We start from the raw sequence: 24802 nt of genomic DNA, 5'->3' as shown, positions 1-24802 counted from the left end.
CTCTTACTCCTCAACTTTAACCATGAAGGAAACCGCGTTGATCATACCGCGAATAGCAGGAGTATCCTCGCGCTCTACGGTGTGACCAATACGACGCAGACCCAGGCCAAGCAGCGTTGCCTTGTGTTTCGGCAGACGACCGATTGCACTGCGGGTTTGAGTAATTTTAATAGTCTTTGCCATGGTTTATTTCCCCAGAATTTCTTCAACGGATTTACCACGCTTGGCAGCGACCATTTCTGGAGAACTCATATTTTCCAGGCCATCAATAGTTGCACGAACCACGTTGATCGGGTTGGTAGAACCATATGCTTTAGCCAGAACGTTATGAACTCCAGCGACTTCCAGAACGGCGCGCATTGCACCACCGGCAATGATACCAGTACCTTCGGAAGCCGGCTGCATGAATACGCGAGAACCCGTATGAACACCTTTAACAGGGTGCTGCAGAGTGCCGTTATTCAGCGCGACGTTAATCATATTGCGACGGGCTTTTTCCATCGCTTTCTGGATCGCTGCTGGAACTTCACGCGCTTTACCGTAACCAAAACCAACGCGACCGTTACCATCGCCTACTACAGTCAGAGCTGTGAAGGAGAAAATACGACCACCTTTAACGGTTTTAGATACGCGGTTTACCGCGATCAGCTTTTCCTGCAGTTCGCCAGCTTGTTTTTCGATGTGAGCCATCTTACACCTCTACCTTAGAACTGAAGGCCAGCTTCACGGGCAGCATCTGCCAGTGCCTGGACACGACCATGATATTGGAACCCGGAACGGTCAAAGGATACATCTTTGATGCCTTTTTCCAGAGCGCGTTCAGCGACAGCCTTACCCACAGCTGCAGCCGCGTCTTTGTTACCGGTGTACTTCAGTTGTTCAGCGATAGCTTTTTCTACAGTAGAAGCAGCTACCAGAACTTCAGAACCGTTCGGTGCAATTACCTGTGCGTAAATGTGACGCGGGGTACGATGTACCACCAGGCGAGTTGCGCCCAGCTCCTGGAGCTTGCGGCGTGCGCGGGTCGCACGACGGATACGAGCAGATTTCTTATCCATAGTGTTACCTTACTTCTTCTTAGCCTCTTTGGTACGCACGACTTCGTCGGCGTAACGAACACCCTTGCCTTTATAAGGCTCAGGACGACGGTAGGCGCGCAGATCCGCTGCAACCTGGCCGATCACCTGCTTATCAGCGCCTTTCAGCACGATTTCAGTCTGAGTCGGACATTCAGCAGTGATACCCGCAGGCAGCTGATGGTCAACAGGATGAGAGAAACCCAGAGACAGGTTAATCACATTGCCTTTAACCGCTGCACGATAACCTACACCAACCAGCTGCAGCTTCTTAGTGAAGCCTTCGGTAACACCGATAACCATTGAGTTCAGCAGGGCACGCGCAGTGCCAGCCTGTGCCCAACCGTCTGCGTAACCATCACGCGGACCGAAGGTCAGGGTATTATCTGCATGTTTAACTTCAACAGCATCGTTGAGAGTACGAGTCAGCTCGCCGTTTTTACCTTTGATCGTAATAACCTGACCGTTGATTTTTACATCAACGCCGGCAGGAACAACGACCGGTGCTTTAGCAACACGAGACATTTTTTCCTCCGATTAGGCTACGTAGCAGATAATTTCGCCACCAAGACCAGCCTGGCGCGCTGCACGATCAGTCATAACACCTTTAGAGGTAGAAACAACTGCGATACCCAGACCCGCCATAACTTTCGGCAGCTCATCTTTACGTTTATAGATGCGCAGACCTGGGCGGCTGACACGCTGAATGCTTTCTACAACAGCTTTGCCCTGGAAATACTTAAGAGTCAGTTCCAGTTCAGGCTTGGTGTCGCCTTCAACTTTAAAATCTTCAATAAAACCTTCTTCCTTCAGCACGTTGGCGATTGCCACTTTCAGCTTGGAGGAAGGCATGGTGACCGCAGCTTTGTTCGCGGCCTGACCGTTACGGATACGGGTCAGCATATCCGCGATCGGATCTTGCATGCTCATCTGTCTTTACTCCCGTGATTCAATTGGTGACAATTACCAGCTAGCCTTTTTCAGACCCGGGATTTCACCGCGCATAGCGGCTTCACGGACCTTAATACGGCTCAACCCGAACTTCCGCAGGAAACCATGCGGACGACCTGTTTGACGGCAGCGGTTACGCTGACGAGACGGGCTGGAATCACGCGGCAGAGTCTGCAGCTTGAGAACAGCATTCCAACGATCTTCGTCGGAAGCGTTCACATCAGAGATGATCGCTTTCAGTTCAGCGCGTTTCGCGAAGTATTTATCAGCTAAAGCTACGCGTTTTACTTCGCGTGCTTTCATTGATTGCTTAGCCATTTAGTAACCCTACCTTACTTGCGGAACGGGAAGTCAAAGGCAGCCAGCAGAGCACGGCCTTCTTCGTCAGATTTCGCAGTAGTGGTAATGGTAATATCCAAACCACGAACGCGGTCGACTTTATCGTAGTCGATTTCTGGGAAGATGATCTGCTCACGGACACCCATGCTGTAGTTACCACGACCGTCGAAAGACTTAGCGGACAAGCCACGGAAGTCACGGATACGCGGTACAGCAATAGTGATCAGGCGCTCAAAGAACTCCCACATGCGTTCGCCACGCAGAGTTACTTTACAGCCGATCGGATAGCCCTGACGGATTTTGAAGCCTGCAACAGATTTGCGTGCTTTGGTGATCAGCGGTTTTTGACCGGAGATTGCTGCCAGGTCTGCTGCTGCGTTATCCAGCAGTTTTTTGTCAGCGATCGCTTCACCAACACCCATGTTCAGGGTGATCTTCTCGACCCGAGGGACTTGCATGACAGAATTGTAGTTAAACTCAGTCATGAGTTTTTTAACTACTTCGTCTTTGTAGTAATCATGCAGTTTCGCCATCGTACTACTCCAAATTACTTGATAGTTTCGCTGTTAGACTTGAAGAAACGGACTTTTTTACCGTCTTCGAATCTAAAGCCTACACGGTCAGCCTTGCCGGTTGCCGCATTGAAGATTGCTACGTTGGAAACCTGAATAGCGGCTTCTTTCTCAACGATGCCACCCGGTTGGTTCAGAGCCGGAACTGGCTTCTGGTGTTTCTTAACCAGGTTGATACCTTCAACAATGACCTTGCCGGAAGACAGGACATTCTTAACTTTACCGCGCTTACCTTTATCTTTACCGGTTAACACGATAACTTCGTCATCACGACGGATCTTCGCTGCCATGATTCGCTCCTTAGAGTACTTCTGGTGCCAGAGAGATAATTTTCATGAACTTCTCACTACGAAGCTCACGAGTTACCGGCCCAAAAATACGCGTACCGATAGGCTGCTCGCTGTTGTTGTTCAGAAGAACACAAGCATTACCATCGAAGCGAATGACAGAACCGTCCGGGCGACGAACACCCTTCTTGGTGCGCACCACTACCGCCTTCAGCACATCACCTTTTTTGACCTTACCACGCGGAATTGCTTCTTTGATGGTGATCTTGATGATGTCGCCTACGCCTGCGTAGCGACGGTGCGAGCCACCCAGAACCTTGATACACATTACGCGACGTGCACCGGAGTTGTCGGCGACGTTCAGCATAGTCTGTTCTTGGATCATTTTAGTGCTCCGCTAATGTCAACTACTACTGAGACCCGAAAATCAGGCCGTTAAAAAGCCCCATATCGAGGGCGCGGCATTATAACACCGCTTCAACGATAAGGGTAGAAAAAATAAACGGCTCATCGCTGAGCCGTTTATTCGTATCAAGAAAGTGTACTGTATTACAGAACCGCTTTCTCTACAACGCGAACCAGCGTCCAGGATTTGGTCTTGGACAGCGGACGGCATTCGCGGATTTCAACCACGTCACCGATACCGCATTCGTTGTTCTCGTCATGTACGTGCAGTTTGGTCGTACGCTTGATGAATTTACCGTAGATCGGGTGTTTCACAAAACGTTCGATAGCAACAACAATGGATTTCTCCATTTTGTCGCTAACAACGCGACCTTGCAGAGTACGGATTTTATCGGTCATTACGCACCCGCCTTCTCAGTCAGTAAAGTCTTAACGCGTGCGACATCGCGACGCACTTGCTTCAACAGGTGAGACTGTTGCAGCTGGCCACTTGCAGCCTGCATACGCAGGTTGAACTGCTCACGCAGCAGGTTCAGCAGCTCGGTGTTCAGCTCTTCAACGCTCTTCTCACGCAGCTCTTTTGCTTTCATTACATCACCGTCTTAGTTACAAAGGTGGTTTTAATCGGCAGTTTCGCTGCTGCCAGCTTGAATGCTTCACGGGCCAGCTCTTCCGGAACACCGTCCATTTCATACAGGACTTTACCCGGCTGAATCAAGGCAACCCAATACTCCACGTTACCTTTACCTTTACCCATACGCACTGCCAGCGGCTTTTCAGTGATCGGTTTGTCCGGGAACACACGGATCCAGATCTTACCTTGACGCTTAACTGCACGGGTCATAGCACGACGTGCTGCTTCGATCTGACGTGCAGTCAGACGACCACGGCCAACAGCTTTCAGACCGAAGCTGCCGAAGCTAACATCCGTACCCTGCGCCAGACCGCGGTTACGGCCTTTGTGCATTTTACGGAATTTTGTACGCTTTGGTTGTAACATCAGCGACGCTCCTTATTTACGGCCTTTACGCTGCTGCTTTTTAGGCTGAGCAGCCGGTTTTTCCGGTTGTTCAACAGCAGCCATACCACCCAGGATCTCGCCTTTGAAGATCCACACTTTAACGCCGATTACACCGTAAGTGGTGTGCGCTTCGGAGGTGTTGTAGTCGATGTCAGCACGCAGAGTGTGCAGCGGTACGCGACCTTCGCGGTACCATTCGGTACGTGCGATTTCCGCGCCGCCCAGACGGCCGCTAACTTCAACTTTGATACCTTTAGCGCCCAGACGCATTGCGTTCTGTACAGCACGCTTCATAGCACGACGGAACATAACGCGACGTTCCAGCTGAGAAGTGATGCTGTCAGCAACCAGTTTTGCGTCCAGTTCAGGCTTACGAACTTCGGCGATGTTGATCTGTGCAGGAACGCCAGCGATGTCCGCTACGACCTTACGCAGTTTTTCTACGTCTTCACCTTTCTTACCGATAACGATACCCGGGCGAGCAGTGTGAATGGTTACACGGATGCTCTTAGCCGGACGCTCGATAACGATACGAGATACGGACGCTTTAGCCAGTTCCTTAGTCAGGTACTGACGTACTTTAAAATCGCTGTCCAGGTTGTCAGCGAATTCTTTGGTGTTCGCAAACCAGGTAGAGTTCCATGGTTTTACAATACCCAGGCGAATACCATTAGGATGTACTTTCTGACCCATTGCTAGTCTCCAGAGTCTCAGCGATCGGACACAACCACAGTGATGTGGCTGGTGCGCTTCAGGATGCGATCTGCACGACCTTTTGCACGCGGCATAATGCGCTTCATGCTCGGGCCTTCGTCTACGAAAATTTTCGTAACTTTCAGATCGTCAATGTCAGCGCCATCGTTGTGTTCAGCGTTAGCAATGGCAGATTCCAGAACTTTCTTGACCAGTACAGCCGCTTTCTTGTTGGTGTAGGTCAGAATATCCAGAGCCTGCGACACTTTCTTACCGCGAATCAGGTCAGCAACAAGGCGAACCTTCTGAGCAGAAGAACGAGCATGGCGATGTTTAGCGATAGTTTCCATCTCTTCCTCCTACCTTATTTCTTTTTCGCTTTTTTATCAGCAGCATGGCCGCGATAAGTACGAGTCGGTGCGAATTCACCCAGTTTGTGACCAACCATTTCGTCGGTTACAAATACCGGAACGTGCTGACGACCATTATGGACAGCGATGGTCAAACCGATCATGTTAGGAAAGATCGTTGAACGACGGGACCAAGTGCGCAGGGGCTTCTTGTCTCCGCTTTCCACCGCTTTCTCTACCTTCTTCAGCAAGTGCAGGTCAATAAAAGGACCTTTCTTGAGAGAACGTGGCATGGCTTATCCTCTAAAATTATTTGCTACGGCGACGTACGATAAATTTATCAGTACGCTTGTTGCTGCGGGTCTTCTTACCTTTGGTCTGAACGCCCCACGGAGTTACCGGGTGCTTACCAAAGTTACGACCTTCACCACCACCATGTGGGTGGTCTACCGGGTTCATCGCCGTACCGCGAACGGTAGGACGAACACCACGCCAGCGTGCAGCACCTGCTTTACCCAGAACGCGCAGCATATGCTCAGCATTGCCAACTTCGCCCAGAGTAGCGCGGCAGTCTGCTTCTACTTTACGCATTTCACCAGAACGCAGACGCAGGGTGACATAAGCACCGTCGCGAGCAACGATCTGAACGTAAGTACCAGCGGAACGTGCCAGCTGACCGCCTTTACCTGGTTTCATTTCTACGTTGTGAACAGTAGAACCAACCGGGATGTTGCGCATCGGCAGAGTGTTGCCTGGTTTGATTGCAGCATCAACGCCAGACTGAATCTGGTCGCCAGCTTTCAGGCCTTTAGGGGCCAGGATGTAACGGCGCTCACCGTCTTTGTACAGAACCAGCGCGATGTTCGCGGAACGGTTCGGATCGTACTCAAGACGTTCAACAACTGCCGGAATACCGTCTTTGTTGCGTTTGAAGTCAACAATACGGTAAGCCTGCTTGTGGCCACCACCGATATGACGAGTGGTGATACGGCCATTGTTGTTACGACCACCGGATTTGCTGTTTTTTTCCAGCAACGGAGCAAAAGGTTTGCCCTTGTGCAGCTCAGGGTTAACCACTTTAACAACGTGGCGACGACCCGGAGATGTCGGTTTACATTTAACAACTGCCATTGTATTACTCCTCCGACTTACTCAGCGCCGCCAACGAAGTCCAGGTTCTGGCCTTCTTTCAGGGTGACGTAAGCTTTTTTCCAGTCGCTACGACGACCGATACGCTGTCCGTGACGTTTAACTTTCCCTTTAACAACCAGGGTGTTAACGACTTCGACTTCGACTTCAAACAGTTTCTGCACAGCAGCTTTGATTTCTGCTTTGGTCGCGTCTTTAGCAACTTTGAGCACGATGGTGTTAGATTTTTCCATCGCAGTAGACGCTTTTTCAGAAACGTGCGGTGCACGCAGCACCTTCAGCAGACGTTCTTCACGAATCATGCCAGCATCTCCTCAACTTGCTTAACAGCATCAGCAGTCATTACGACTTTGTCGAAGGCGATCAGGCTAACCGGGTCGATACCAGTTGCATCGCGTACGTCAACCTTGTGCAGGTTGCGCGCAGCCAGGAACAGGTTCTCGTCCAGCTCACCGGTGATGATCAGCACATCTTCCAGAGCCATGTCTTTCAGTTTCTGTGCCAGCAGCTTAGTTTTCGGTGCTTCTACAGAGAACTTCTCGACAACGATCAGACGATCCTGACGTACCAGTTCGGACAGGATGCTTTTCAGCGCGCCGCGGTACATCTTCTTGTTAACTTTTTGACTGTGGTCCTGCGGACGAGCAGCGAAGGTCACGCCACCAGAACGCCAAATCGGGCTCTTGATAGAACCAGAACGCGCACGGCCGGTGCCTTTCTGGCGCCACGGTTTTTTACCGGAACCAGTTACTTCAGCACGAGTCTTCTGAGCACGAGTACCCTGACGAGCACCGGCTGCATAAGCAACAACAACCTGGTGAACCAGCGCTTCGTTGAAATCACGACCGAAGGTAGTTTCGGAAACAGTCAGCGCGCTCTGCGCGTCTTTCAATACTAATTCCATTGCTATCTCCTTACGCCTTCACAGCTGGTTTAACGATCAGGTCGCTACCGGTTGCACCCGGGACAGCACCTTTCACCAGCAGCAGGTTGCGCTCAGCGTCAACGCGTACTACGTCAAGGCTCTGAACGGTTACACGTTCGTTACCCATCTGACCTGCCATTTTCTTGCCTTTGAACACTTTGCCCGGAGTCTGGTTCTGACCGATAGAACCCGGTACGCGGTGAGACAAGGAGTTACCGTGAGTAGCATCCTGGGTACGGAAGTTCCAGCGCTTAACGGTACCTGCGAAACCTTTACCTTTAGAGGTGCCAGTTACGTCAACTTTTTTAACGTCAGCAAACAGTTCAACGCTAATGCTCTGACCTACAGTGAACTCTTCGCCTTCAGCCAGGCGGAATTCCCACAGACCACGGCCAGCTTCTACGCCAGCTTTAGCAAAGTGGCCAGCTTCAGGCTTGGTCACACGGTTAGCTTTTTTAGCACCGGTGGTTACCTGAATAGCACGGTAGCCATCGTTAGCCAGGTCTTTAACCTGAGTAACGCGGTTTGCTTCAACTTCGATTACGGTTACTGGGATAGAAACGCCGTCTTCTGTGAAGATACGGGTCATACCCACTTTTTTACCGACTAAACCAATCATTGTTTCAACCTCTCAATCGCTCAATGACCTGATTAACCCAGGCTGATCTGCACGTCTACACCGGCAGCCAGATCCAGACGCATCAGAGCATCAACGGTTTTCTCGGTTGGCTCAACGATGTCAACCAGACGCAAGTGAGTACGGATTTCGTACTGATCACGCGCGTCTTTGTTGACGTGCGGAGAGATCAGAACAGTGAAGCGCTCTTTGCGTGTCGGCAGCGGGATCGGACCACGGACCTGCGCACCAGTGCGCTTGGCAGTCTCGACGATTTCCGCGGTTGCTTGATCGATCAGACGATGATCAAACGCTTTCAGGCGGATACGGATTCTTTGGTTCTGCATGAGACCAGAGCTCCAATTATTTTATAAACGAAAATGATTACTCCTCAGACCCATTACGATTGATGGGAGAGTGTAACCGTTCTTACGTAGCTCCCCGATTGGGAGCATTGTTAGGTAGCCAAAATCAGCTAACTGAGGTTCAGATTGAACCTGCTGTCAACTACGACAAGCCCGCGCATTATACGTAAATCTGAGCCTGACGCAAGCATCGCGTAGAAATTAATCGTAGTGAGCATATTGCGAACTACATTCCACCAAATATGTAAGGTTGTGAAGAGAGAATTTTTCGCCGGAACCAGGTTAACAAAGTCGGCAATTCTTTGTTGCTGATTATCTGGACTTATTCGAAGGTGATACTCCATTTACAGAGGATGCTTTATGGATGCCACCTTTCCTTTTCTGATTTTATACATTTGTTTATCGTCCCTGCTTTTTTTCTATGATGCAAAACATGGCTTGCTGCCTGACAGGTTTACCTGCCCATTACTCTGGTCCGGGCTTCTTTTTTATCAAATTTGTCACCCTAGCGGTTTAGCCGATGCGTTATGGGGGGCCATTATCGGTTACGGTGCATTCGCCATTATCTACTGGGGTTATCGCATACTGCGCCATAAAGAAGGATTAGGCTATGGCGATGTGAAGTTTCTCGCAGCCCTCGGAGCCTGGCATACATGGGCATTTCTGCCACGGCTGGTTTTTCTTGCTGCGTCATTCGCCTGCGGAGCTGTTGTTATTGGTGTGCTCATGAGGGGAAAAGCATCATTAAAAAACCCGCTGCCTTTCGGACCATTTCTGGCGGCTGCGGGTTTCGTTGTAGGCTGGGATAGTCTGCTGACGGGCAGTTAATCATTAACTTTAATTTGTGATTGCAGGTAATTCTGTAGGCCTATTTTATCAATGAGATCAAGTTCAGTTTCTAGCCAGTCAATATGGCCTTCTTCATCAGCAAGAATTTCGATCATCATATCGCGGCTGACATAGTCACGGACATTGTCGGCGTAGGCGATGGCCTCACGAAGATCCTTTGCCCCTTCCAACTCTAAACGCAGGTCGGACTGCAGCATCTCTTCGACATCTTCACCTATTCCCAGCTTACCCAGATCCTGTAAATTGGGGATTCCTTCTAAGAATAAAATACGCTCGATATATTTATCAGCGTGTTTCATCTCATCGATGGATTCATGGTATTCGACGTTATTAAGGCGCATCAGGCCCCAGTTTTTAAACATCCGGGCATGAAGAAAATACTGATTGATTGCGACAAGCTCATTTCCCAATAGTTTATTGAGATAATTTATGATTTTAACATCACCTTTCATTTTATAGTCCCTCCGCTTCCACTATTAGAGCGTAGATGGGGCTAGCGGGATGTCAAAAAATAAGCGCGGGCTTCAGGCAATCTCTTTAAATTCGGGCATCTGCATCAACTCATCCTGCATCACTTCGCGTGCGGCGCGAATGCACTTACCACATTGATTTCCCACAGGAATAAACTTACGTAATTGTTGAAAAGACTGAGGATGAAATTGACGTACCGCCTGACGAATTTTTTTGTCACTTACACCATTACACAAACAAACGTACATGATTACTCCCGTTCAAATTCTGCGCAAAGTGTAAATGAGAATAGTTATGATTACAATAGCACAATTTTATTTGCACCACGGTACAGCGAGCAAGAATTACGACTAAATATTTCCAGAATAAATTACGGACAGCAAAAAGGGCGCCGAAGCGCCCTTTTCAATTCAAAACTAATTAACGAGTAATTAGCTCAGAACTTTAGCTACAACGCCCGCGCCAACAGTACGGCCGCCTTCACGGATTGCGAAACGCAGACCGTCGTCCATCGCGATCGGGTGGATCAGGGTAACAACCATTTTGATGTTGTCGCCCGGCATTACCATCTCTACGCCTTCCGGCAGTTCGATAGTACCAGTCACGTCAGTAGTACGGAAGTAGAACTGCGGACGGTAGCCTTTGAAGAACGGAGTATGACGGCCGCCTTCATCTTTGGACAGAATGTACACTTCAGATTCGAACTTGGTGTGCGGCTTGATGGTGCCCGGCTTAGCCAGTACCTGACCACGTTCGATTTCTTCACGTTTGATACCACGCAGCAGAACACCTACGTTCTCACCAGCACGGCCTTCGTCCAGCAGTTTGCGGAACATTTCAACGCCAGTACAGGTAGACTTCTGAGTCTCTTTGATACCAACGATTTCAACTTCTTCGCCAACTTTGATGATACCGCGTTCCACACGACCGGTAACAACAGTACCACGACCGGAGATGGAGAATACGTCTTCGATCGGCAGCAGGAACGGCTTGTCAATCGCACGCTCTGGTTCCGGAATGTAAGAATCCAGGAAGCCAGCCAGTTCCAGGATTTTCGCTTCCCACTCTGCGTCGCCTTCCAGCGCTTTCAGTGCAGAACCACGAACGATCGGAGTGTCGTCGCCCGGGAAATCGTACTGAGACAGAAGTTCACGAACTTCCATTTCAACCAGTTCCAGCAGCTCTTCGTCATCAACCATGTCGCATTTGTTCAGGAACACGATGATGTACGGAACGCCTACCTGACGACCCAGCAGGATGTGCTCACGGGTCTGCGGCATCGGGCCGTCAGTCGCAGCAACAACCAGGATCGCGCCGTCCATCTGAGCAGCACCAGTGATCATGTTTTTAACATAGTCGGCGTGCCCCGGGCAGTCTACGTGTGCGTAGTGACGGGTCGGGGTGTCGTATTCAACGTGAGAAGTGTTGATGGTGATACCACGAGCTTTTTCTTCCGGCGCGTTATCGATCTGGTCGAATGCACGAGCAGCACCGCCGTAGGTTTTAGCCAGTACGGTGGTGATTGCAGCGGTCAGAGTAGTTTTACCGTGGTCAACGTGGCCGATAGTACCAACGTTAACGTGCGGTTTTGTACGTTCAAATTTTTCTTTAGACACGGCTATATTCCTTACTATAGTGCTCTCCCCTTCAGGAGAGAGCACGGGACTTTGGTATTAACCCTGAGGCTTATTTACCACGGGCTTCAATTACGGCCTGAGCAACGTTACTCGGCGCTTCATCATACTTCAGGAATTCCATAGTGTATGATGCGCGACCTTTGGTCAGAGAGCGCAGCTGAGTTGCATATCCGAACATTTCAGACAGCGGTACTTCAGCGTGGATCTTAACGCCAGTAACTTCAGATTCCTGACCTTTGAGCATACCACGACGACGGCTCAAGTCACCGATAACGTCACCGGTGTTCTCTTCAGGAGTTTCTACTTCAACCTTCATGATCGGCTCAAGCAGAACTGGTTTCGCTTTCTTAAAGCCTTCTTTAAAGGCGATAGAAGCAGCCAGTTTAAACGCCAGTTCAGAGGAGTCAACGTCATGGTAAGAACCGAAGTGCAGACGAATACCCATGTCTACTACCGGGTAGCCTGCCAGCGGGCCAGCTTTCAGTTGTTCCTGGATACCTTTATCAACGGCCGGGATGTATTCGCCAGGGATTACACCACCTTTAATGTCGTTGATGAACTCGTAGCCTTTCGGGTTTGAACCCGGCTCCAGCGGGTACATGTCGATAACAACATGACCATACTGACCACGACCACCAGACTGTTTCGCGTGTTTACCTTCAACATCGGTAACTTTCTGGCGGATAGTTTCACGGTAAGCAACCTGCGGTTTACCTACGTTCGCTTCAACGTTGAATTCACGCTTCATACGGTCAACGATGATGTCGAGGTGCAGCTCACCCATACCCGCGATGATGGTCTGGTTAGATTCTTCGTCAGTCCATACACGGAAAGACGGGTCTTCTTTAGCCAGACGGCCCAGAGCCAGACCCATTTTTTCCTGGTCAGCTTTGGTTTTCGGTTCTACTGCGATGGAGATTACCGGCTCAGGGAATTCCATACGTTCCAGAATGATCGGCGCATCCGGGTCACACAGGGTGTCACCAGTGGTTACGTCTTTCAGACCGATTGCAGCAGCGATGTCGCCCGCGCGAACTTCTTTGATCTCTTCACGTTTGTTAGCATGCATCTGAACGATACGGCCGAAACGCTCACGTGCAGCTTTCACGGAGTTCAGTACGGTATCACCAGAGTTAACCACACCGGAGTACACACGGAAGAAGGTCAGGTTACCAACAAACGGGTCGGTAGCAATTTTGAACGCCAGTGCAGAGAACGGCTCGTCATCACTTGCGTGACGTTCAGCCGGAGTGTCTTTACCGTCGTCCAGGATACCGTTGATCGCAGGTACGTCAACCGGGGATGGCAGGTAATCAATTACCGCATCCAGCATCGCCTGAACACCTTTGTTCTTGAACGCAGAACCACAGGTTACCAGGATGATTTCGTTGTTCAGAACGCGCTGACGCAGAGCACCTTTGATTTCTGCTTCAGTCAGTTCTTCACCACCCAGGTATTTTTCCATCAGCTCTTCAGAAGCTTCAGCCGCGGATTCGATCAGGTTCTGGTGCCATTCGTTAGCCAGTTCAACCATGTCTGCCGGGATATCTTCGTATTCGAAGGTTACGCCCTGGTCAGCATCGTTCCAGTTGATAGCTTTCATTTTCACCAGGTCAACAACACCGGTGAAATGTTCTTCAGCACCAATCGCCAACTGCAGCGGAACCGGGTTCGCGCCCAGACGGGTTTTGATCTGGTTAACAACTTTCAGGAAGTTCGCACCCATGCGGTCCATTTTGTTAACGAACGCAATGCGCGGAACTTTATATTTGTTTGCCTGACGCCATACGGTTTCAGACTGCGGCTGAACACCACCAACTGCGCAGTAAACCATTACCGCACCATCGAGAACACGCATGGAACGTTCTACTTCGATTGTGAAGTCAACGTGCCCCGGGGTGTCGATGATGTTGATGCGATGCGGCTCATACTGCTTAGCCATACCAGACCAGAATGCAGTAGTCGCAGCGGAAGTGATGGTAATACCACGTTCCTGCTCCTGCTCCATCCAGTCCATGGTTGCAGCGCCGTCATGAACTTCACCGATTTTATGGTTTACACCGGTGTAGAACAGAATACGTTCGGTAGTAGTGGTTTTACCGGCGTCGATGTGCGCACTGATACCAATGTTACGGTAGCGTGCGATGGGTGTTGTACGAGCCATTTGTTTCCTCGTTTATCTTTTAGGCGTTCAATTTAAGTAGCCCAAAGCGGGCTGCTTACTGGAAGCGCCCGCCTGGTGACTAAAACTCCGAAGGGATTACCAACGGTAGTGTGCGAACGCCTTGTTGGCTTCGGCCATACGGTGAACGTCTTCACGTTTCTTAACTGCAGTGCCTTTGTTTTCTGCAGCATCGGAAAGTTCGTTCGCCAGGCGCAGAGCCATGGATTTATCACCGCGTTTACGAGCAGCTTCAACGATCCAACGCATTGCCAGAGCATTACGACGAACCGGACGGACTTCAACTGGGACCTGATAAGTAGAACCACCAACGCGGCGAGACTTAACTTCGACAGTCGGGCGCACGTTTTCGAGAGCTACTTCGAATGCTTCCAGTTCAGATTTACCAGAACGCTGAGCCAGGGTCTCCAGCGCGCTGTATACGATAGATTCAGCAGTAGATTTTTTACCATCTACCATCAGGATATTTACAAATTTAGCCAGCAGTTCTGATCCGAACTTCGGATCTGGCAGAATTTTACGCTGACCAATGACGCGACGACGTGGCATGGAAATACTCCGTTGTTAATTCAGGATTGTCCAAAACTCTACGAGTTTAGTTTGACATTAATTTAAAACGTTTGGCCTTACTTAACGGAGAACCATTAAGCCTTAGGACGCTTCACGCCATACTTGGAACGAGCCTGCTTACGGTCTTTAACGCCGGAGCAGTCAAGCGCACCACGTACGGTGTGGTAACGAACACCCGGGAGGTCTTTAACACGACCGCCACGGATCAGGATCACGGAGTGTTCCTGCAAGTTGTGACCTTCACCACCGATGTAGGAAGTCACTTCGAAACCGTTAGTCAGACGAACACGGCATACTTTACGCAGTGCGGAGTTCGGTTTTTTAGGAGTGGTAGTATATACACGAGTACATACGCCACGTTTTTGCGGGCATGCTTCCAGCGCAGGCACGTTGCTTTTCGCAACTTTGCGAGCACGTGGTTTGCGTACCAGCTGGTTAACTGTTGCCATTAAATAGCTCCTGGTTTTAGCTTTTGCTTCGTAAACACGTAATAAAACGTCCTCACACAATATGAGGACGCCGAATTTTAGGGCGGTGTCGAAAAGGTGTCAAGAAATATACAACGATCTCGCCGTCACCAGGCCATCTGACTGGTGTGCTTAACCGTAAGTCTGACGAAATCAGTATAGTCAATTCGGATGATATCGTTCGAAATTTGACCACTCAAACCGCGAGCAATGAGGTCTTCGTTCAGGGCATAGACCTTAATGGGGGCATTACGTAGACTTTCAAGGTAGCGGTTACCGTCAACTGCGGCAGTTACGCCATCCTGCAATAACAGCAGTTCGTCGCCCTCACCGAGCAGACGCAGCAGTGCAGAAAAATCCGTCAACCAGGGGGAGCGATGTAATGTGTGCAGCATGGACGCCTCAAAATCTTAAAATAACATCATAATTGCCAAGCTCACGACGTAATGTTTCAGCTTCGAGCGGCGTGGCTTCCACGACCAATGGTGTCTCCGGATTTAACCCGCGTTCACGTAGTGAAGCCGCACAAACCCAACACTGTTCAATGTCGTAAAGCCCCAGCAGTTTAAAGGTAGCGATGTAATCACGCGCCAGCACTACATCGGGCTTTTGGCCTGGCAGAATTTGAAAAACGCCATCGGCAATAAAGAAAACTGCAATATCGTCAGTTAATGCGGAGGTTGCGAGTAATGCATCTAATCCTTCACGGCCAGCCGCAGTGCCGTGAGGTGCAGTAGAAAAGACAAACGCAATTCGTTTCATCAGAACTGTACCACTCTGTCGCAGGTCAGCGAGGCTTCCGCCAGAGCGCCAAGGCCACTTAAGGTAAAGCCCGGCTGGAGATTAGCTGATGCCAGACCTAATCTTCCAGCCTCAGTTTCATCGACAATACCGCGACGTAATGCTGCCGCCACACAGATATTCAGCATCACGCCGTGTTGTGTATTCAATTGCTGCCAGCCGCGCACAAGGTCAAATTCATCACTCGCGGGAGAGGTCAACTGGTTGGCGTTGTAGACACCTTCCCGGTAGAAAAAGACGCTACTCAGCTCATGACCTTCGGCTATCAGCGCCTGCGCAAACTGAAAAGCACTACTCGCCTGTTGCGTACCGTATGCTGGCCCGGTTACCACGATGGCAAAACGCATTACTTATCTTGCCCCTGGAAATCACCGCTCTTGAACTGACGGATATAGAGATAGACAGTATGTTTGGAGATATTCAGACGGTCAGCCACCTGGTTGATCGCGTCTTTGATGTCGAAGATGCCTTTCTCGTAAAGATTCAGCACGATCTGGCGATTTTTGGCGTTATTAGAAACATTGCGATCGGCGTTCACTTCTTCAATGGTGAACTCCAGCGTTTGGGTAACCAGATCTTCAACAGAAGAGGCAAAGTTGACGCTTGAACCGACATCCGGGGTTTCTGGCGGCACAAAAGTGCTCATAATCTGCGAGAAAGGAACATCAAGATTCATATTGATACATAGCAGACCAATCACTCGCTGTTCGCGGTTACGAATGGCGATTGTCAGGGACTTCATTAATACTCCGCTTTTGGCGCGAGTAAAGTAGCATTTAGAAACGCTGCTATCCGCCCCCGTCATATCGTGCAGCATACGCAGCGCCAGATCGGTAATTGGCGAACCAATCTTCCGGCCTGTATGTTCACCGTTGGCAATACGAATGGCTGAACATTTTAAATCCTGCAAAGAGTGCAAAACGATTTCACAGTGGGAGCCAATGAGCATCGCTAACCCGTCCACCACCGCTTCGTAGGATTTCAGAATATCAAAATCGGTCTGGTCGAAAGGACGTTGATCCAGTAAATCCAACTCACTGGTTTCGTTGGTTAAAAGCGACCTGGACATGAAAAAAAACACTCCTTTTCAGGAGCCTGTCGTTAACTTTTCAGGGCAGGCTCATTAATGATGCGGGTAATTAAATTAATACAGCGGAGGTTCCGCTTTCCAGCACTAATTATATCCGGCCTGCAATAAAAAAACCGCCGCCTGGTCAGGCGGCGGTTTTTAATGCTTATTTTTTAGCAGAATCTGCTGCTTTAGCATCTGCTTCTGGCTTCGTATCAGCCTTCGGCGCTGGTTTCACATCCAGCAGCTCTACGTCAAACACCAGGGTAGAATTCGGTGGGATCCCCGGAACACCCGCTTTGCCGTAAGCCAGTTCTGGTGGAATAACCAGCTTAATCTTGCCGCCTTTCTTAATGTTCTTCAGACCTTCAGTCCAGCCCGGGATTACACCATCCAGACGGAAGGAGAGCGGTTCACCACGGGTGTAAGAGTTATCGAACTCTTTACCGTCGATCAGCGTACCTTTGTAGTTCACCACAACAGTGTCGCTGTCTTTCGGTGCTTCACCTTTACCGGCATCCAGGACTTGATACACCAGGCCAGTAGAAGAGGTTTTCACACCTTTCTCTTTGGCAAATTTCTCGCGGTACTCTTTACCTTTCGCTTCGTTATCAGCCGCATCTTTTTCCATCTTCGCCTGAGCGGAGGATTTCACGCGTGCTTCAAACGCTTGCAGAGTCTGTTCGATCTCTTGATCGGAAAGTTTGCTCTTATCAGCAAATGCATCCTGAACGCCAGCGATCAGCTGATCTTTATCCAGTTTAATGCCCAACTTTTCTTGTTCTTTCAGAGAATTTTCCATGTAACGACCCAGCGAAGCGCCCAGTGCGTAAGCTGATTTCTGATCGTCATTTTTGAACGCTGCTTTGCTGTCAGCAGTTGTAGCAGGTTTCGCCGCTTCGGCAGCAAAAGTGATTGGTGTATGCAGGGCAACAGCCATTGTGGTCGCCAGCAGCGTTACTTTAAACAGTGATTTCATCCATATCTCCAGGATCGGGGCATCTCACCCCAGGGTTAACTATTATCAGAAGGGTACTATAAAGCGTTGTCGGATAAATCTACATACAGACACGCCCTATTATCATCTATTTTCAGACTCTTTTTGTTTAAATTAGTTTCGATGCCACAAAATGAGTGCTGTCTCTGGCAACAAAGTTAAGTAGAATCCGCGGCGACCATTCGACAAAAGAGGTGAATCATGCAGGATTTATCAATGGAAGCACGCCTGGCAGAGCTGGAGAGCCGACTGGCTTTTCAGGAAATCACCATTGAAGAACTGAACGTCACGGTGACCGCTCATGAAATGGAGATGGCAAAACTGCGCGATCATCTGCGTCTGCTGACCGAGAAGTTAAAAGCCAGTCAGCCGTCGAACATCGCGTCACAGGCTGAAGAAACGCCACCTCCGCACTATTGAGGCGAAAAAAAGCGGGGAATTCCCCGCTTTTTTGTCACCTGTTCTGCCTTAGTGGCAACCGCAACCGCCGTTACCTTTACCGCCACAGCAACCTTCGCCACCGTGTTCATGACCGTGATCGTGGCCATGACCGCCGCAGCAACCGTCGTGGTCGTGATCGTGGTGATGATCGTGCGCACCATGAACGTGACCGTGAGCCAGTTCCTCTTCGGTCGCTTCACGAATCGCCACAACTTCAACGTTGAATTTCAGATTCTGACCAGCCAGCATGTGGTTACCGTCAACCACAACGTGATCGTCTTCAACGGCAGTGATTTCAACCGGTACTGGACCCTGGTCGGTTTCAGCCAGGAAGCGCATACCCACCTGCAGTTCGTCAACGCCCATAAATACGTCTTTAGGAACGCGCTGAACCAGGTTTTCGTCGTACTGACCGTAAGCGTCGTTCGCGCCAACAGCGACATCAAATTTGTCGCCAACTTCATGACCTTCCAGCGCCGTTTCCAGGCCAGAGATCAGGGAACCGTGACCATGCAGGTAGTCCAGCGGCGCACTCACCGGAGACTCATCAACCAACACACCGTCTTCTGTACGTACCTGATAGGCCAGGCTGACCACCAGGTCTTTTGCTACTTTCATGATATCTCCTGAGCATGGGAAGAATTGTGGCGCAGATTGTAGCGGAATTCTGCAGCCGTGTACTCACTAGCTTAAAAAAACTCAGCGCATATCGCTAGTCCGGATAAAAAATCCCGATAACTTGCTCATCTTTGCGAACGTGATCGCGGGCTTCTTTATCCGCTTCCCGCATTTGGTGTCCGCACTTAACGCATTCAACAATATCAATATTATTTTCGCGCCACATCGCCATTGAATCCTGCGCCTGACAGGCTGGACATTTTGCACCAGCGATAAAGCGTTTTCGTATTGCCATATTCACCCTCTACTCAAATTCATCCCAGCCGTCGAACTGACGTCGTTCTTGTTGCATCTCACGCTGGAAAATCTCTTCCAGTTCGCGTCGGGCTTCCCTGGCGCGAGAAATTTGTACGGTATCGGCATGCATCGGGATTAACTCCCGCAACATACGCATATCCAGGCGACGAAAATGGAGCTGTGCCCGCTGTGCCTGATGCGGGTGCATCCCAAGCGTAACCAGCGTTTTGCGCCCCAGCTCTAACGCACTGGAGAATGTTTCACGGGAAAACTGCGTCACCCCTGCCTGTAATAACTCATGCGCTTCCACACGTCCGCGCGCTCGCGCAAGAATATGCAAATGCGGGAAGTGTTGCTGGCATATTTCCACCAGTTTCATGGTGTCTTCCGGTTCATTGCAGGTAATGACGATGGATTCTGCGGCTTCTGCACCCGCAGAGCGCAACAGGTCAACTTGCGTAGCGTCGCCGTAATATACTTTGTAGCCATATTTGCGCATCAGGTTAACCGCGCTGATATCCCGCTCCAGCACGGTAATGCGCATTTTATTCGCCATCAGCAAACGACCAATCACCTGACCAAAACGTCCGAAGCCCACCACAATCACTTGCGGTTTATCATCGTTTACCCACGGTTTTTCATCCTCTTCTTCCGGGGCGTTGAACTGGCGGGATAGCCACTTATCCACAAGCTTCATCAACAGCGGTGTGGTCATCATGGAAAGTGTAACTGTCACCAACAACAGCGCCATCTGATCGCCCTGAAACAATCGTTGTGAAGAGGCTGTAGAAAAGAGCACAAAGGCAAACTCACCGCCCTGACTCAGCACACCAGCAAACTGCATCCGCTCGGAGCTGCGCACGCCATACAACCTCGCCAGCAGATACAGCACGAGAATTTTCACCGCTACCAGCACAACCACACTTATCACCACCCACAGAAGATGGGTATAAAGCACCCCAAGGTTGAGCGACATCCCGACGGAGATAAAAAACAGTCCAAGCAGCAAGCCTTTAAACGGATCGATAGCCGTTTCCAGTTCATGGCGATATTCGCTCTCCGCCAGCAACACGCCCGCAATAAACGTACCGAGCGCCATCGACAGCCCCAGCGCATCCATAAATAACGCAGACCCCAGCACCAGCAGTAACGTCGCGGCGGTGAATACTTCCCGCACACCTGAAGCCGCAATAAAGCGAAATACCGGGCGCAGCAAATAGCGCCCGCCGATCAACATGCCGACAAACGCCAGCACCTTCATGCCGACCTTCATCCAGTCGAAATGTTCGTCTGCCGATCCCGCCAATAACGGCACTAACGCCAGCGCCGGGATCACCGCCAGATCCTGAAACAGCAACACCGAGAAACCTAACTGACCGGATTCGCTGCGATTCATCCCTTTCTCGCGCATTAGCTGCAACGCCATTGCGGTTGAAGACATCGCCAGACCAATTCCCCCCACAACTGCCGCCTGCCAGGCGAAATCCGTCAGCATCAATAATCCTGCCAGCAACGCCGCGCTTAACAGCACCTGCGCTGCGCCGACGCCAAAAATGGAGCGCCGCAATTGCCAGAGCTTGGAAGGATTCAACTCGAGCCCGATGATAAACATCAGGAACACCACGCCAAGTTCCGAAAAGTGGAGGATCTCATCGACGTCGCTAATAAACCCCAGTCCCCACGGACCAATCGCAATTCCAGCCAGCAAATATCCCAACACCGCACCAATGCCCAGCCGCGATGCCAGTGGCACCGCAGCCACCGCCGCGAAGAGAAACAGCACTCCTGCAAGTAAAAAATCGGAACCTTCCATCAGCGACCTCCCACGGGCAGCGGATTTGCCAGCCAGTCGCTGTAGGCTCTGGCGTGACTCGCCAGCTCCTGTGCGCTTTGCCGTCTCGCCCAGTAAATAATGATGGGGCTTAACCAATGCATCCGGCACATGCCCGCCGCCAGTTCAAAGGGGCGCAGAACATCGCTCATCGGATAACGATTCAGCGCGTCATAACGGTAGGCACTTTCTGGTTCGCCGGTGGTGATCACGCTACGCCAGTACTTTCCCGCCAGTTGGTTTCCTCCCGGCCCGCTGGCAAACCCACGGCTTAACACCCGGTCAAGCCACTCTTTCAGTAACGCCGGGCAACTGTAGGTATAAAGCGGATGCTGAAAAACAATCACCTCGTGCTCACGCAGTAATGCCTGCTCACGGGGAATATCAATAAAAAAATCGGGATAGTGCGCGTAAAGGTCGTGCACGGTAACATTGCTGAGCTGCGTGGCCGGTTTAAGCAGTACCCGGTTTGCCACCGAGTCCTGAGATTCCGGATGGGCATACAGCAGCAAAACTTTCGCTGGCTGAGACATCATCCCCCTCCCGGTATGGTTTTGTGTATAGTCGCTGTTTTGGGCTACCATTGCGCCCGGAGCGGCAGCTCGCCCATACACTACATTATCATAATGATAATTTAACATAGTCTGAACATACGGCGCCTTATGATTGTTTTCTCCTCGTTACAAATTCGTCGCGGCGTGCGCGTCCTGCTGGATAATGCCACCGCCACTATTAACCCTGGCCAGAAAGTCGGCCTGGTGGGTAAAAACGGCTGCGGTAAATCTACCCTACTGGCATTGCTGAAAAATGAAATCAGCGCCGATGGCGGCAGCTACACCTTTCCTGGTAGCTGGCAACTGGCGTGGGTGAATCAGGAAACGCCGGCGCTACCGCAAGCGGCACTGGAATATGTCATTGATGGCGACCGCGAATATCGCCAACTGGAAGCGCAACTTCAGGATGCTAACGAACGTAACGACGGACATGCCATTGCGACCATTCACGGCAAGCTGGATGCTATCGACGCGTGGAGTATTCGCTCCCGCGCCGCCAGCCTGCTGCATGGCCTCGGTTTCAGCAATGAGCAACTGGAGTATCCGGTGAGCGATTTCTCTGGTGGCTGGCGAATGCGCCTTAACCTCGCCCAGGCACTGATTTGCCGTTCAGACTTGCTACTGCTCGACGAACCGACTAACCACCTCGATCTCGATGCAGTTATCTGGCTGGAAAAATGGCTGAAGAGCTATCAGGGCACGCTGATCCTTATCTCTCACGACCGTGACTTCCTCGATCCGATCGTCGATAAAATCATTCATATCGAACAGCAAAGCATGTTCGAGTACACCGGCAACTACAGTTCGTTTGAAGTGCAGCGCGCCACCCGTCTGGCGCAGCAACAGGCGATGTACGAAAGCCAGCAGGAGCGCGTGGCGCATCTGCAAAGTTATATCGACCGTTTCCGCGCCAAAGCCACCAAAGCGAAGCAAGCCCAGAGCCGCATTAAGATGCTCGAGCGCATGGAGCTGATTGCCCCCGCGCACGTCGATAACCCTTTCCGTTTTAGCTTCCGCGCGCCGGAAAGCCTGCCTAATCCATTGCTGAAGATGGAAAAGGTCAGCGCGGGTTATGGCGATCGCATTATTCTCGACTCGATCAAACTGAATCTGGTCCCCGGTTCGCGCATTGGTCTGTTAGGCCGCAACGGCGCAGGTAAATCAACATTAATCAAATTGTTAGCCGGTGAACTTGCGCCGATTAGCGGTGAAATTGGCCTGGCGAAAGGGATTAAACTCGGTTACTTCGCCCAGCATCAACTGGAATACCTGCGCGCAGATGAATCGCCCATTCAACATCTGGCGCGTTTAGCACCGCAAGAGCTGGAACAAAAACTGCGAGACTACCTCGGCGGCTTTGGTTTCCAGGGCGATAAAGTAACGGAAGAAACCCGCCGTTTCTCCGGTGGGGAAAAAGCACGGCTGGTGCTGGCGCTGATCGTCTGGCAGCGTCCGAATCTGCTGCTGCTCGACGAACCGACCAACCACCTTGACCTCGACATGCGCCAGGCACTAACCGAAGCGTTGATCGAGTTTGAAGGCGCGCTGGTTGTCGTTTCGCACGACCGTCACTTACTGCGTTCCACCACTGACGATCTCTATCTGGTTCACGATCGTAAAGTCGAACCGTTCGATGGCGATCTGGAGGATTATCAACAGTGGTTGAGCGACGTTCAGAAGCAGGAAAACCAATCTGACGAAGCGCCGAAAGAAAACGCTAACAGCGCCCAGGCACGTAAAGATCAGAAGCGTCGGGAAGCAGAGCTGCGTGCGCAAACCCAGCCGCTACGTAAAGAAATCGCCCGTCTGGAAAAAGAGATGGAAAAGCTGAATGCACAACTGGCACAGGCAGAAGAAAAATTGGGCGACAGCGAGCTATACGACCAGAGCCGTAAAGCAGAACTGACCGCTTGTCTGCAACAGCAAGCCAGCGCCAAATCCGGGCTGGAAGAGTGCGAAATGGCATGGCTGGAAGCCCAGGAGCAACTGGAACAAATGCTGCTGGAAGGCCAAAGCAACTAATGGCGCAAGTAACGACGACCGATCTTAACGACGCCAGCAGTAGTGCTGAATTCACCCCCATGCGCGGCTTCAGTAATTGCCATTTGCAAACCATGCTACCGCGTCTGTTTCGTCGTCAGGTGAAATTCACCCCACACTGGCAGCGGCTGGAATTGCCTGACGGTGATTTTGTCGATCTCGCGTGGAGTGAAGATCCCACACAAGCGCAACATAAACCGCGTCTGGTGGTTTTTCATGGTCTCGAAGGCAGTCTGAATAGCCCTTACGCACATGGTCTGGTCGAGGCAGCGCAAAAGCGTGGTTGGCTTGGCGTAGTGATGCATTTTCGCGGTTGTAGCGGTGAACCAAACCGGATGCACCGCATTTATCACTCTGGTGAGACGGAAGATGCCAGTTGGTTTTTACGCTGGCTACAACGCGAATTTGGTCATGCGCCAACGGCTGCCGTGGGCTATTCGCTTGGCGGTAATATGCTGGCTTGTCTGCTGGCTAAAGAAGGCAATGACGTCCCGATTGAGGCGGCGGTAATTGTCTCCGCGCCGTTTATGCTGGAAGCCTGTAGCTATCACATGGATAAAGGCTTCTCCCGCGTTTATCAGCGTTACCTGGTGAATCTGTTAAAAGCCAATGCAGCGCGTAAACTGAAGGCGTACCCCGGAACACTGCCGATAGATCTCTCGCAGTTGAAATCGGTGCGCCGCATCCGCGAATTTGACGATCTGATCACCGCCAAAATTCACGGCTATGCCGACGCCATCGACTATTATCGTCAGTGTAGCGCCATGCCGCTGCTCAATCGGATCGCCAAACCGACGCTAATTATTCATGCCAAAGACGATCCGTTTATGGATCATCAGGTGATCCCTAAACCGGAAAATTTACCCACGCCGGTGGAGTATCAACTGACCGAACATGGCGGTCACGTTGGCTTCATTAGCGGTACGTTACTCCACCCGCAAATGTGGCTTGAGTCACGCATTCCTGACTGGTTATCAATGTATCTGGAGGCGAAATCATGTTGATTCCCTGGCAAGACCTCTCCCCCGAAACGCTGGAAAATTTAATTGAAAGTTTTGTGTTACGCGAAGGCACAGATTATGGTGAACATGAGCGTACACTTGAACAGAAAACCGCCGACGTCAAACGCCAGCTACAATGCGGAGAAGCGGTGCTGGTATGGTCGGAGCTGCACGAAACGGTCAATATCATGCCGCGTAGTCAGTTTCGCGAATAACCTGCAACCGTCG

40 protein-coding genes are annotated in these 24802 nt (G+C 50.8%); 5 read left to right on the top strand and 35 right to left on the bottom strand.

Features of this window, described 5'->3' with window-relative positions; translation table 11 throughout:
• Window positions 1–3: 3 nt before the first annotated feature.
• From rpmD to rpsJ, 20 genes are all read right to left on the bottom strand, one after another.
• Window positions 4–183: a 50S ribosomal protein L30 gene (rpmD, locus tag A1WG_RS10990; protein ID WP_001140433.1), complete on the bottom strand. Its 180-nt coding sequence runs from the start codon at window positions 181–183 to the stop codon at window positions 4–6.
• 3 nt (window positions 184–186) lie between these two features.
• On the bottom strand, window positions 187–690 hold the full coding sequence (rpsE, locus tag A1WG_RS10995) for a 30S ribosomal protein S5 (RefSeq protein WP_000940122.1): 504 nt from the start codon (window positions 688–690) through the stop codon (window positions 187–189).
• A 14-nt stretch (window positions 691–704) separates the two neighbouring features.
• Complete coding sequence (gene rplR, locus A1WG_RS11000; RefSeq protein ID WP_000358960.1) at window positions 705–1058, bottom strand: 50S ribosomal protein L18; 354 nt, start codon at window positions 1056–1058, stop codon at window positions 705–707.
• 9 nt (window positions 1059–1067) lie between these two features.
• The gene (rplF, locus tag A1WG_RS11005) at window positions 1068–1601 is read right to left on the bottom strand and encodes a 50S ribosomal protein L6 (RefSeq protein WP_000091945.1); all 534 of its coding nucleotides are present in this window, start codon (window positions 1599–1601) and stop codon (window positions 1068–1070) included.
• A gap of 12 nt (window positions 1602–1613) precedes the next feature.
• The gene (gene rpsH, locus A1WG_RS11010) at window positions 1614–2006 is read right to left on the bottom strand and encodes a 30S ribosomal protein S8 (RefSeq protein WP_000062611.1); all 393 of its coding nucleotides are present in this window, start codon (window positions 2004–2006) and stop codon (window positions 1614–1616) included.
• 33 nt (window positions 2007–2039) lie between these two features.
• Window positions 2040–2345 (bottom strand): 30S ribosomal protein S14, encoded by a 306-nt coding sequence (rpsN, locus tag A1WG_RS11015; RefSeq protein WP_001118930.1) that lies wholly within the window; start codon window positions 2343–2345, stop codon window positions 2040–2042.
• Between the two features lie 14 nt (window positions 2346–2359).
• Entirely contained in the window at window positions 2360–2899 is a 540-nt protein-coding gene (gene rplE, locus A1WG_RS11020; protein WP_001096200.1) for a 50S ribosomal protein L5, read from the bottom strand.
• A gap of 14 nt (window positions 2900–2913) precedes the next feature.
• Window positions 2914–3228: a 50S ribosomal protein L24 gene (gene rplX / locus A1WG_RS11025; RefSeq protein ID WP_000729185.1), complete on the bottom strand. Its 315-nt coding sequence runs from the start codon at window positions 3226–3228 to the stop codon at window positions 2914–2916.
• Between the two features lie 10 nt (window positions 3229–3238).
• Window positions 3239–3610 (bottom strand): 50S ribosomal protein L14, encoded by a 372-nt coding sequence (rplN, locus tag A1WG_RS11030; protein ID WP_000613955.1) that lies wholly within the window; start codon window positions 3608–3610, stop codon window positions 3239–3241.
• A 164-nt stretch (window positions 3611–3774) separates the two neighbouring features.
• Window positions 3775–4029, bottom strand: a complete 255-nt coding sequence (gene rpsQ / locus A1WG_RS11035) for a 30S ribosomal protein S17 (RefSeq protein ID WP_000130100.1) — start codon at window positions 4027–4029, stop codon at window positions 3775–3777.
• The gene (gene rpmC, locus A1WG_RS11040; RefSeq protein ID WP_000644742.1) at window positions 4029–4220 is read right to left on the bottom strand and encodes a 50S ribosomal protein L29; all 192 of its coding nucleotides are present in this window, start codon (window positions 4218–4220) and stop codon (window positions 4029–4031) included. Before rpmC ends, rpsQ begins: the two co-directional genes overlap by 1 nt.
• Window positions 4220–4630 (bottom strand): 50S ribosomal protein L16, encoded by a 411-nt coding sequence (rplP, locus tag A1WG_RS11045; protein WP_000941212.1) that lies wholly within the window; start codon window positions 4628–4630, stop codon window positions 4220–4222. The genes rpmC and rplP overlap by 1 nt, the downstream gene beginning before the upstream one ends.
• A gap of 12 nt (window positions 4631–4642) precedes the next feature.
• Entirely contained in the window at window positions 4643–5344 is a 702-nt protein-coding gene (gene rpsC, locus A1WG_RS11050; protein WP_000529945.1) for a 30S ribosomal protein S3, read from the bottom strand.
• 17 nt (window positions 5345–5361) lie between these two features.
• Complete coding sequence (rplV, locus tag A1WG_RS11055; RefSeq protein WP_000447529.1) at window positions 5362–5694, bottom strand: 50S ribosomal protein L22; 333 nt, start codon at window positions 5692–5694, stop codon at window positions 5362–5364.
• Between the two features lie 14 nt (window positions 5695–5708).
• Window positions 5709–5987, bottom strand: a complete 279-nt coding sequence (gene rpsS / locus A1WG_RS11060) for a 30S ribosomal protein S19 (protein WP_001138117.1) — start codon at window positions 5985–5987, stop codon at window positions 5709–5711.
• A 16-nt stretch (window positions 5988–6003) separates the two neighbouring features.
• Complete coding sequence (rplB, locus tag A1WG_RS11065; protein WP_000301864.1) at window positions 6004–6825, bottom strand: 50S ribosomal protein L2; 822 nt, start codon at window positions 6823–6825, stop codon at window positions 6004–6006.
• Between the two features lie 17 nt (window positions 6826–6842).
• Complete coding sequence (rplW, locus tag A1WG_RS11070) at window positions 6843–7145, bottom strand: 50S ribosomal protein L23 (RefSeq protein WP_000617544.1); 303 nt, start codon at window positions 7143–7145, stop codon at window positions 6843–6845.
• On the bottom strand, window positions 7142–7747 hold the full coding sequence (rplD, locus tag A1WG_RS11075; RefSeq protein ID WP_000424395.1) for a 50S ribosomal protein L4: 606 nt from the start codon (window positions 7745–7747) through the stop codon (window positions 7142–7144). The genes rplW and rplD overlap by 4 nt, the downstream gene beginning before the upstream one ends.
• 10 nt (window positions 7748–7757) lie before the next feature.
• Window positions 7758–8387, bottom strand: coding sequence for a 50S ribosomal protein L3 (gene rplC, locus A1WG_RS11080; protein WP_000579833.1), 630 nt, complete (start codon window positions 8385–8387; stop codon window positions 7758–7760).
• Between the two features lie 32 nt (window positions 8388–8419).
• Window positions 8420–8731, bottom strand: a complete 312-nt coding sequence (gene rpsJ, locus A1WG_RS11085; RefSeq protein WP_001181004.1) for a 30S ribosomal protein S10 — start codon at window positions 8729–8731, stop codon at window positions 8420–8422.
• Window positions 8732–9109: 378 nt separating this feature from the next.
• Between rpsJ and A1WG_RS11090 the strand changes: the two genes are divergently transcribed.
• Window positions 9110–9577 (top strand): prepilin peptidase, encoded by a 468-nt coding sequence (locus A1WG_RS11090; protein ID WP_001517202.1) that lies wholly within the window; start codon window positions 9110–9112, stop codon window positions 9575–9577.
• On the opposite strand, the gene bfr is transcribed toward A1WG_RS11090, so the two are convergent.
• From bfr to fkpA, 11 genes are all read right to left on the bottom strand, one after another.
• Complete coding sequence (gene bfr / locus A1WG_RS11095) at window positions 9574–10050, bottom strand: bacterioferritin (protein ID WP_001517203.1); 477 nt, start codon at window positions 10048–10050, stop codon at window positions 9574–9576. The two genes, A1WG_RS11090 and bfr, sit on opposite strands and share 4 nt — an antisense overlap.
• Window positions 10051–10122: 72 nt before the next feature.
• Entirely contained in the window at window positions 10123–10317 is a 195-nt protein-coding gene (gene bfd, locus A1WG_RS11100) for a bacterioferritin-associated ferredoxin (protein WP_000289090.1), read from the bottom strand.
• A 183-nt stretch (window positions 10318–10500) separates the two neighbouring features.
• Window positions 10501–11685, bottom strand: a complete 1185-nt coding sequence (tuf, locus tag A1WG_RS11105) for an elongation factor Tu (protein ID WP_000031784.1) — start codon at window positions 11683–11685, stop codon at window positions 10501–10503.
• Window positions 11686–11755: 70 nt separating this feature from the next.
• A complete protein-coding gene (gene fusA, locus A1WG_RS11110) occupies window positions 11756–13870 on the bottom strand; it encodes an elongation factor G (RefSeq protein ID WP_000124700.1) in 2115 nt (704 codons plus the stop codon).
• Between the two features lie 96 nt (window positions 13871–13966).
• Complete coding sequence (gene rpsG, locus A1WG_RS11115) at window positions 13967–14437, bottom strand: 30S ribosomal protein S7 (RefSeq protein WP_001138043.1); 471 nt, start codon at window positions 14435–14437, stop codon at window positions 13967–13969.
• Window positions 14438–14532: 95 nt separating this feature from the next.
• The gene (gene rpsL, locus A1WG_RS11120; RefSeq protein ID WP_000246815.1) at window positions 14533–14907 is read right to left on the bottom strand and encodes a 30S ribosomal protein S12; all 375 of its coding nucleotides are present in this window, start codon (window positions 14905–14907) and stop codon (window positions 14533–14535) included.
• A 125-nt stretch (window positions 14908–15032) separates the two neighbouring features.
• On the bottom strand, window positions 15033–15320 hold the full coding sequence (tusB, locus tag A1WG_RS11125; protein WP_000903393.1) for a sulfurtransferase complex subunit TusB: 288 nt from the start codon (window positions 15318–15320) through the stop codon (window positions 15033–15035).
• Window positions 15321–15327: 7 nt separating this feature from the next.
• A complete protein-coding gene (gene tusC / locus A1WG_RS11130; RefSeq protein WP_001517204.1) occupies window positions 15328–15687 on the bottom strand; it encodes a sulfurtransferase complex subunit TusC in 360 nt (119 codons plus the stop codon).
• On the bottom strand, window positions 15687–16073 hold the full coding sequence (gene tusD / locus A1WG_RS11135) for a sulfurtransferase complex subunit TusD (RefSeq protein ID WP_001209699.1): 387 nt from the start codon (window positions 16071–16073) through the stop codon (window positions 15687–15689). Before tusD ends, tusC begins: the two co-directional genes overlap by 1 nt.
• On the bottom strand, window positions 16073–16795 hold the full coding sequence (locus tag A1WG_RS11140; RefSeq protein WP_000091466.1) for a helix-turn-helix transcriptional regulator: 723 nt from the start codon (window positions 16793–16795) through the stop codon (window positions 16073–16075). Before A1WG_RS11140 ends, tusD begins: the two co-directional genes overlap by 1 nt.
• A gap of 166 nt (window positions 16796–16961) precedes the next feature.
• Entirely contained in the window at window positions 16962–17774 is an 813-nt protein-coding gene (gene fkpA / locus A1WG_RS11145) for an FKBP-type peptidyl-prolyl cis-trans isomerase (protein ID WP_000838277.1), read from the bottom strand.
• A 219-nt stretch (window positions 17775–17993) separates the two neighbouring features.
• On the opposite strand from fkpA, the gene A1WG_RS11150 reads away from it, so the two are divergent.
• Entirely contained in the window at window positions 17994–18212 is a 219-nt protein-coding gene (locus A1WG_RS11150) for a protein SlyX (protein ID WP_001153620.1), read from the top strand.
• A 48-nt stretch (window positions 18213–18260) separates the two neighbouring features.
• Here A1WG_RS11150 and slyD read toward each other — a convergent pair whose 3' ends face one another.
• The 4 genes from slyD to kefG all read right to left on the bottom strand — a co-directional run bounded on the left by slyD (window position 18261) and on the right by kefG (window position 21512).
• Entirely contained in the window at window positions 18261–18851 is a 591-nt protein-coding gene (gene slyD, locus A1WG_RS11155; protein ID WP_000861334.1) for a peptidylprolyl isomerase, read from the bottom strand.
• A 94-nt stretch (window positions 18852–18945) separates the two neighbouring features.
• Window positions 18946–19146: a YheV family putative zinc ribbon protein gene (locus A1WG_RS11160; RefSeq protein ID WP_001007731.1), complete on the bottom strand. Its 201-nt coding sequence runs from the start codon at window positions 19144–19146 to the stop codon at window positions 18946–18948.
• A 9-nt stretch (window positions 19147–19155) separates the two neighbouring features.
• Complete coding sequence (gene kefB, locus A1WG_RS11165) at window positions 19156–20961, bottom strand: glutathione-regulated potassium-efflux system protein KefB (RefSeq protein ID WP_000399145.1); 1806 nt, start codon at window positions 20959–20961, stop codon at window positions 19156–19158.
• Entirely contained in the window at window positions 20961–21512 is a 552-nt protein-coding gene (gene kefG, locus A1WG_RS11170; protein ID WP_001517205.1) for a glutathione-regulated potassium-efflux system ancillary protein KefG, read from the bottom strand. The genes kefB and kefG overlap by 1 nt, the downstream gene beginning before the upstream one ends.
• A gap of 129 nt (window positions 21513–21641) precedes the next feature.
• Here kefG and A1WG_RS11175 point away from each other — a divergent pair, with 129 nt between their 5' ends.
• The 3 genes from A1WG_RS11175 to A1WG_RS11185 are packed head-to-tail and all read left to right on the top strand — an operon-like array spanning window position 21642 to window position 24789.
• Entirely contained in the window at window positions 21642–23555 is a 1914-nt protein-coding gene (locus A1WG_RS11175; protein WP_000634831.1) for an ABC transporter ATP-binding protein, read from the top strand.
• Window positions 23555–24577, top strand: a complete 1023-nt coding sequence (locus A1WG_RS11180) for a hydrolase (protein ID WP_001517206.1) — start codon at window positions 23555–23557, stop codon at window positions 24575–24577. Before A1WG_RS11175 ends, A1WG_RS11180 begins: the two co-directional genes overlap by 1 nt.
• Window positions 24571–24789 (top strand): YheU family protein, encoded by a 219-nt coding sequence (locus tag A1WG_RS11185; RefSeq protein ID WP_000907082.1) that lies wholly within the window; start codon window positions 24571–24573, stop codon window positions 24787–24789. Before A1WG_RS11180 ends, A1WG_RS11185 begins: the two co-directional genes overlap by 7 nt.
• Window positions 24790–24802 lie beyond the last annotated feature (13 nt).

The organism is Escherichia sp. KTE96 (assembly GCF_000408525.1).
Classification (GTDB): Bacteria; Pseudomonadota; Gammaproteobacteria; order Enterobacterales; family Enterobacteriaceae; genus Escherichia; species Escherichia marmotae.
Note: the sequence above shows the minus strand (reverse complement) of the source record. Positions and strands in the feature narration are given on the sequence as shown.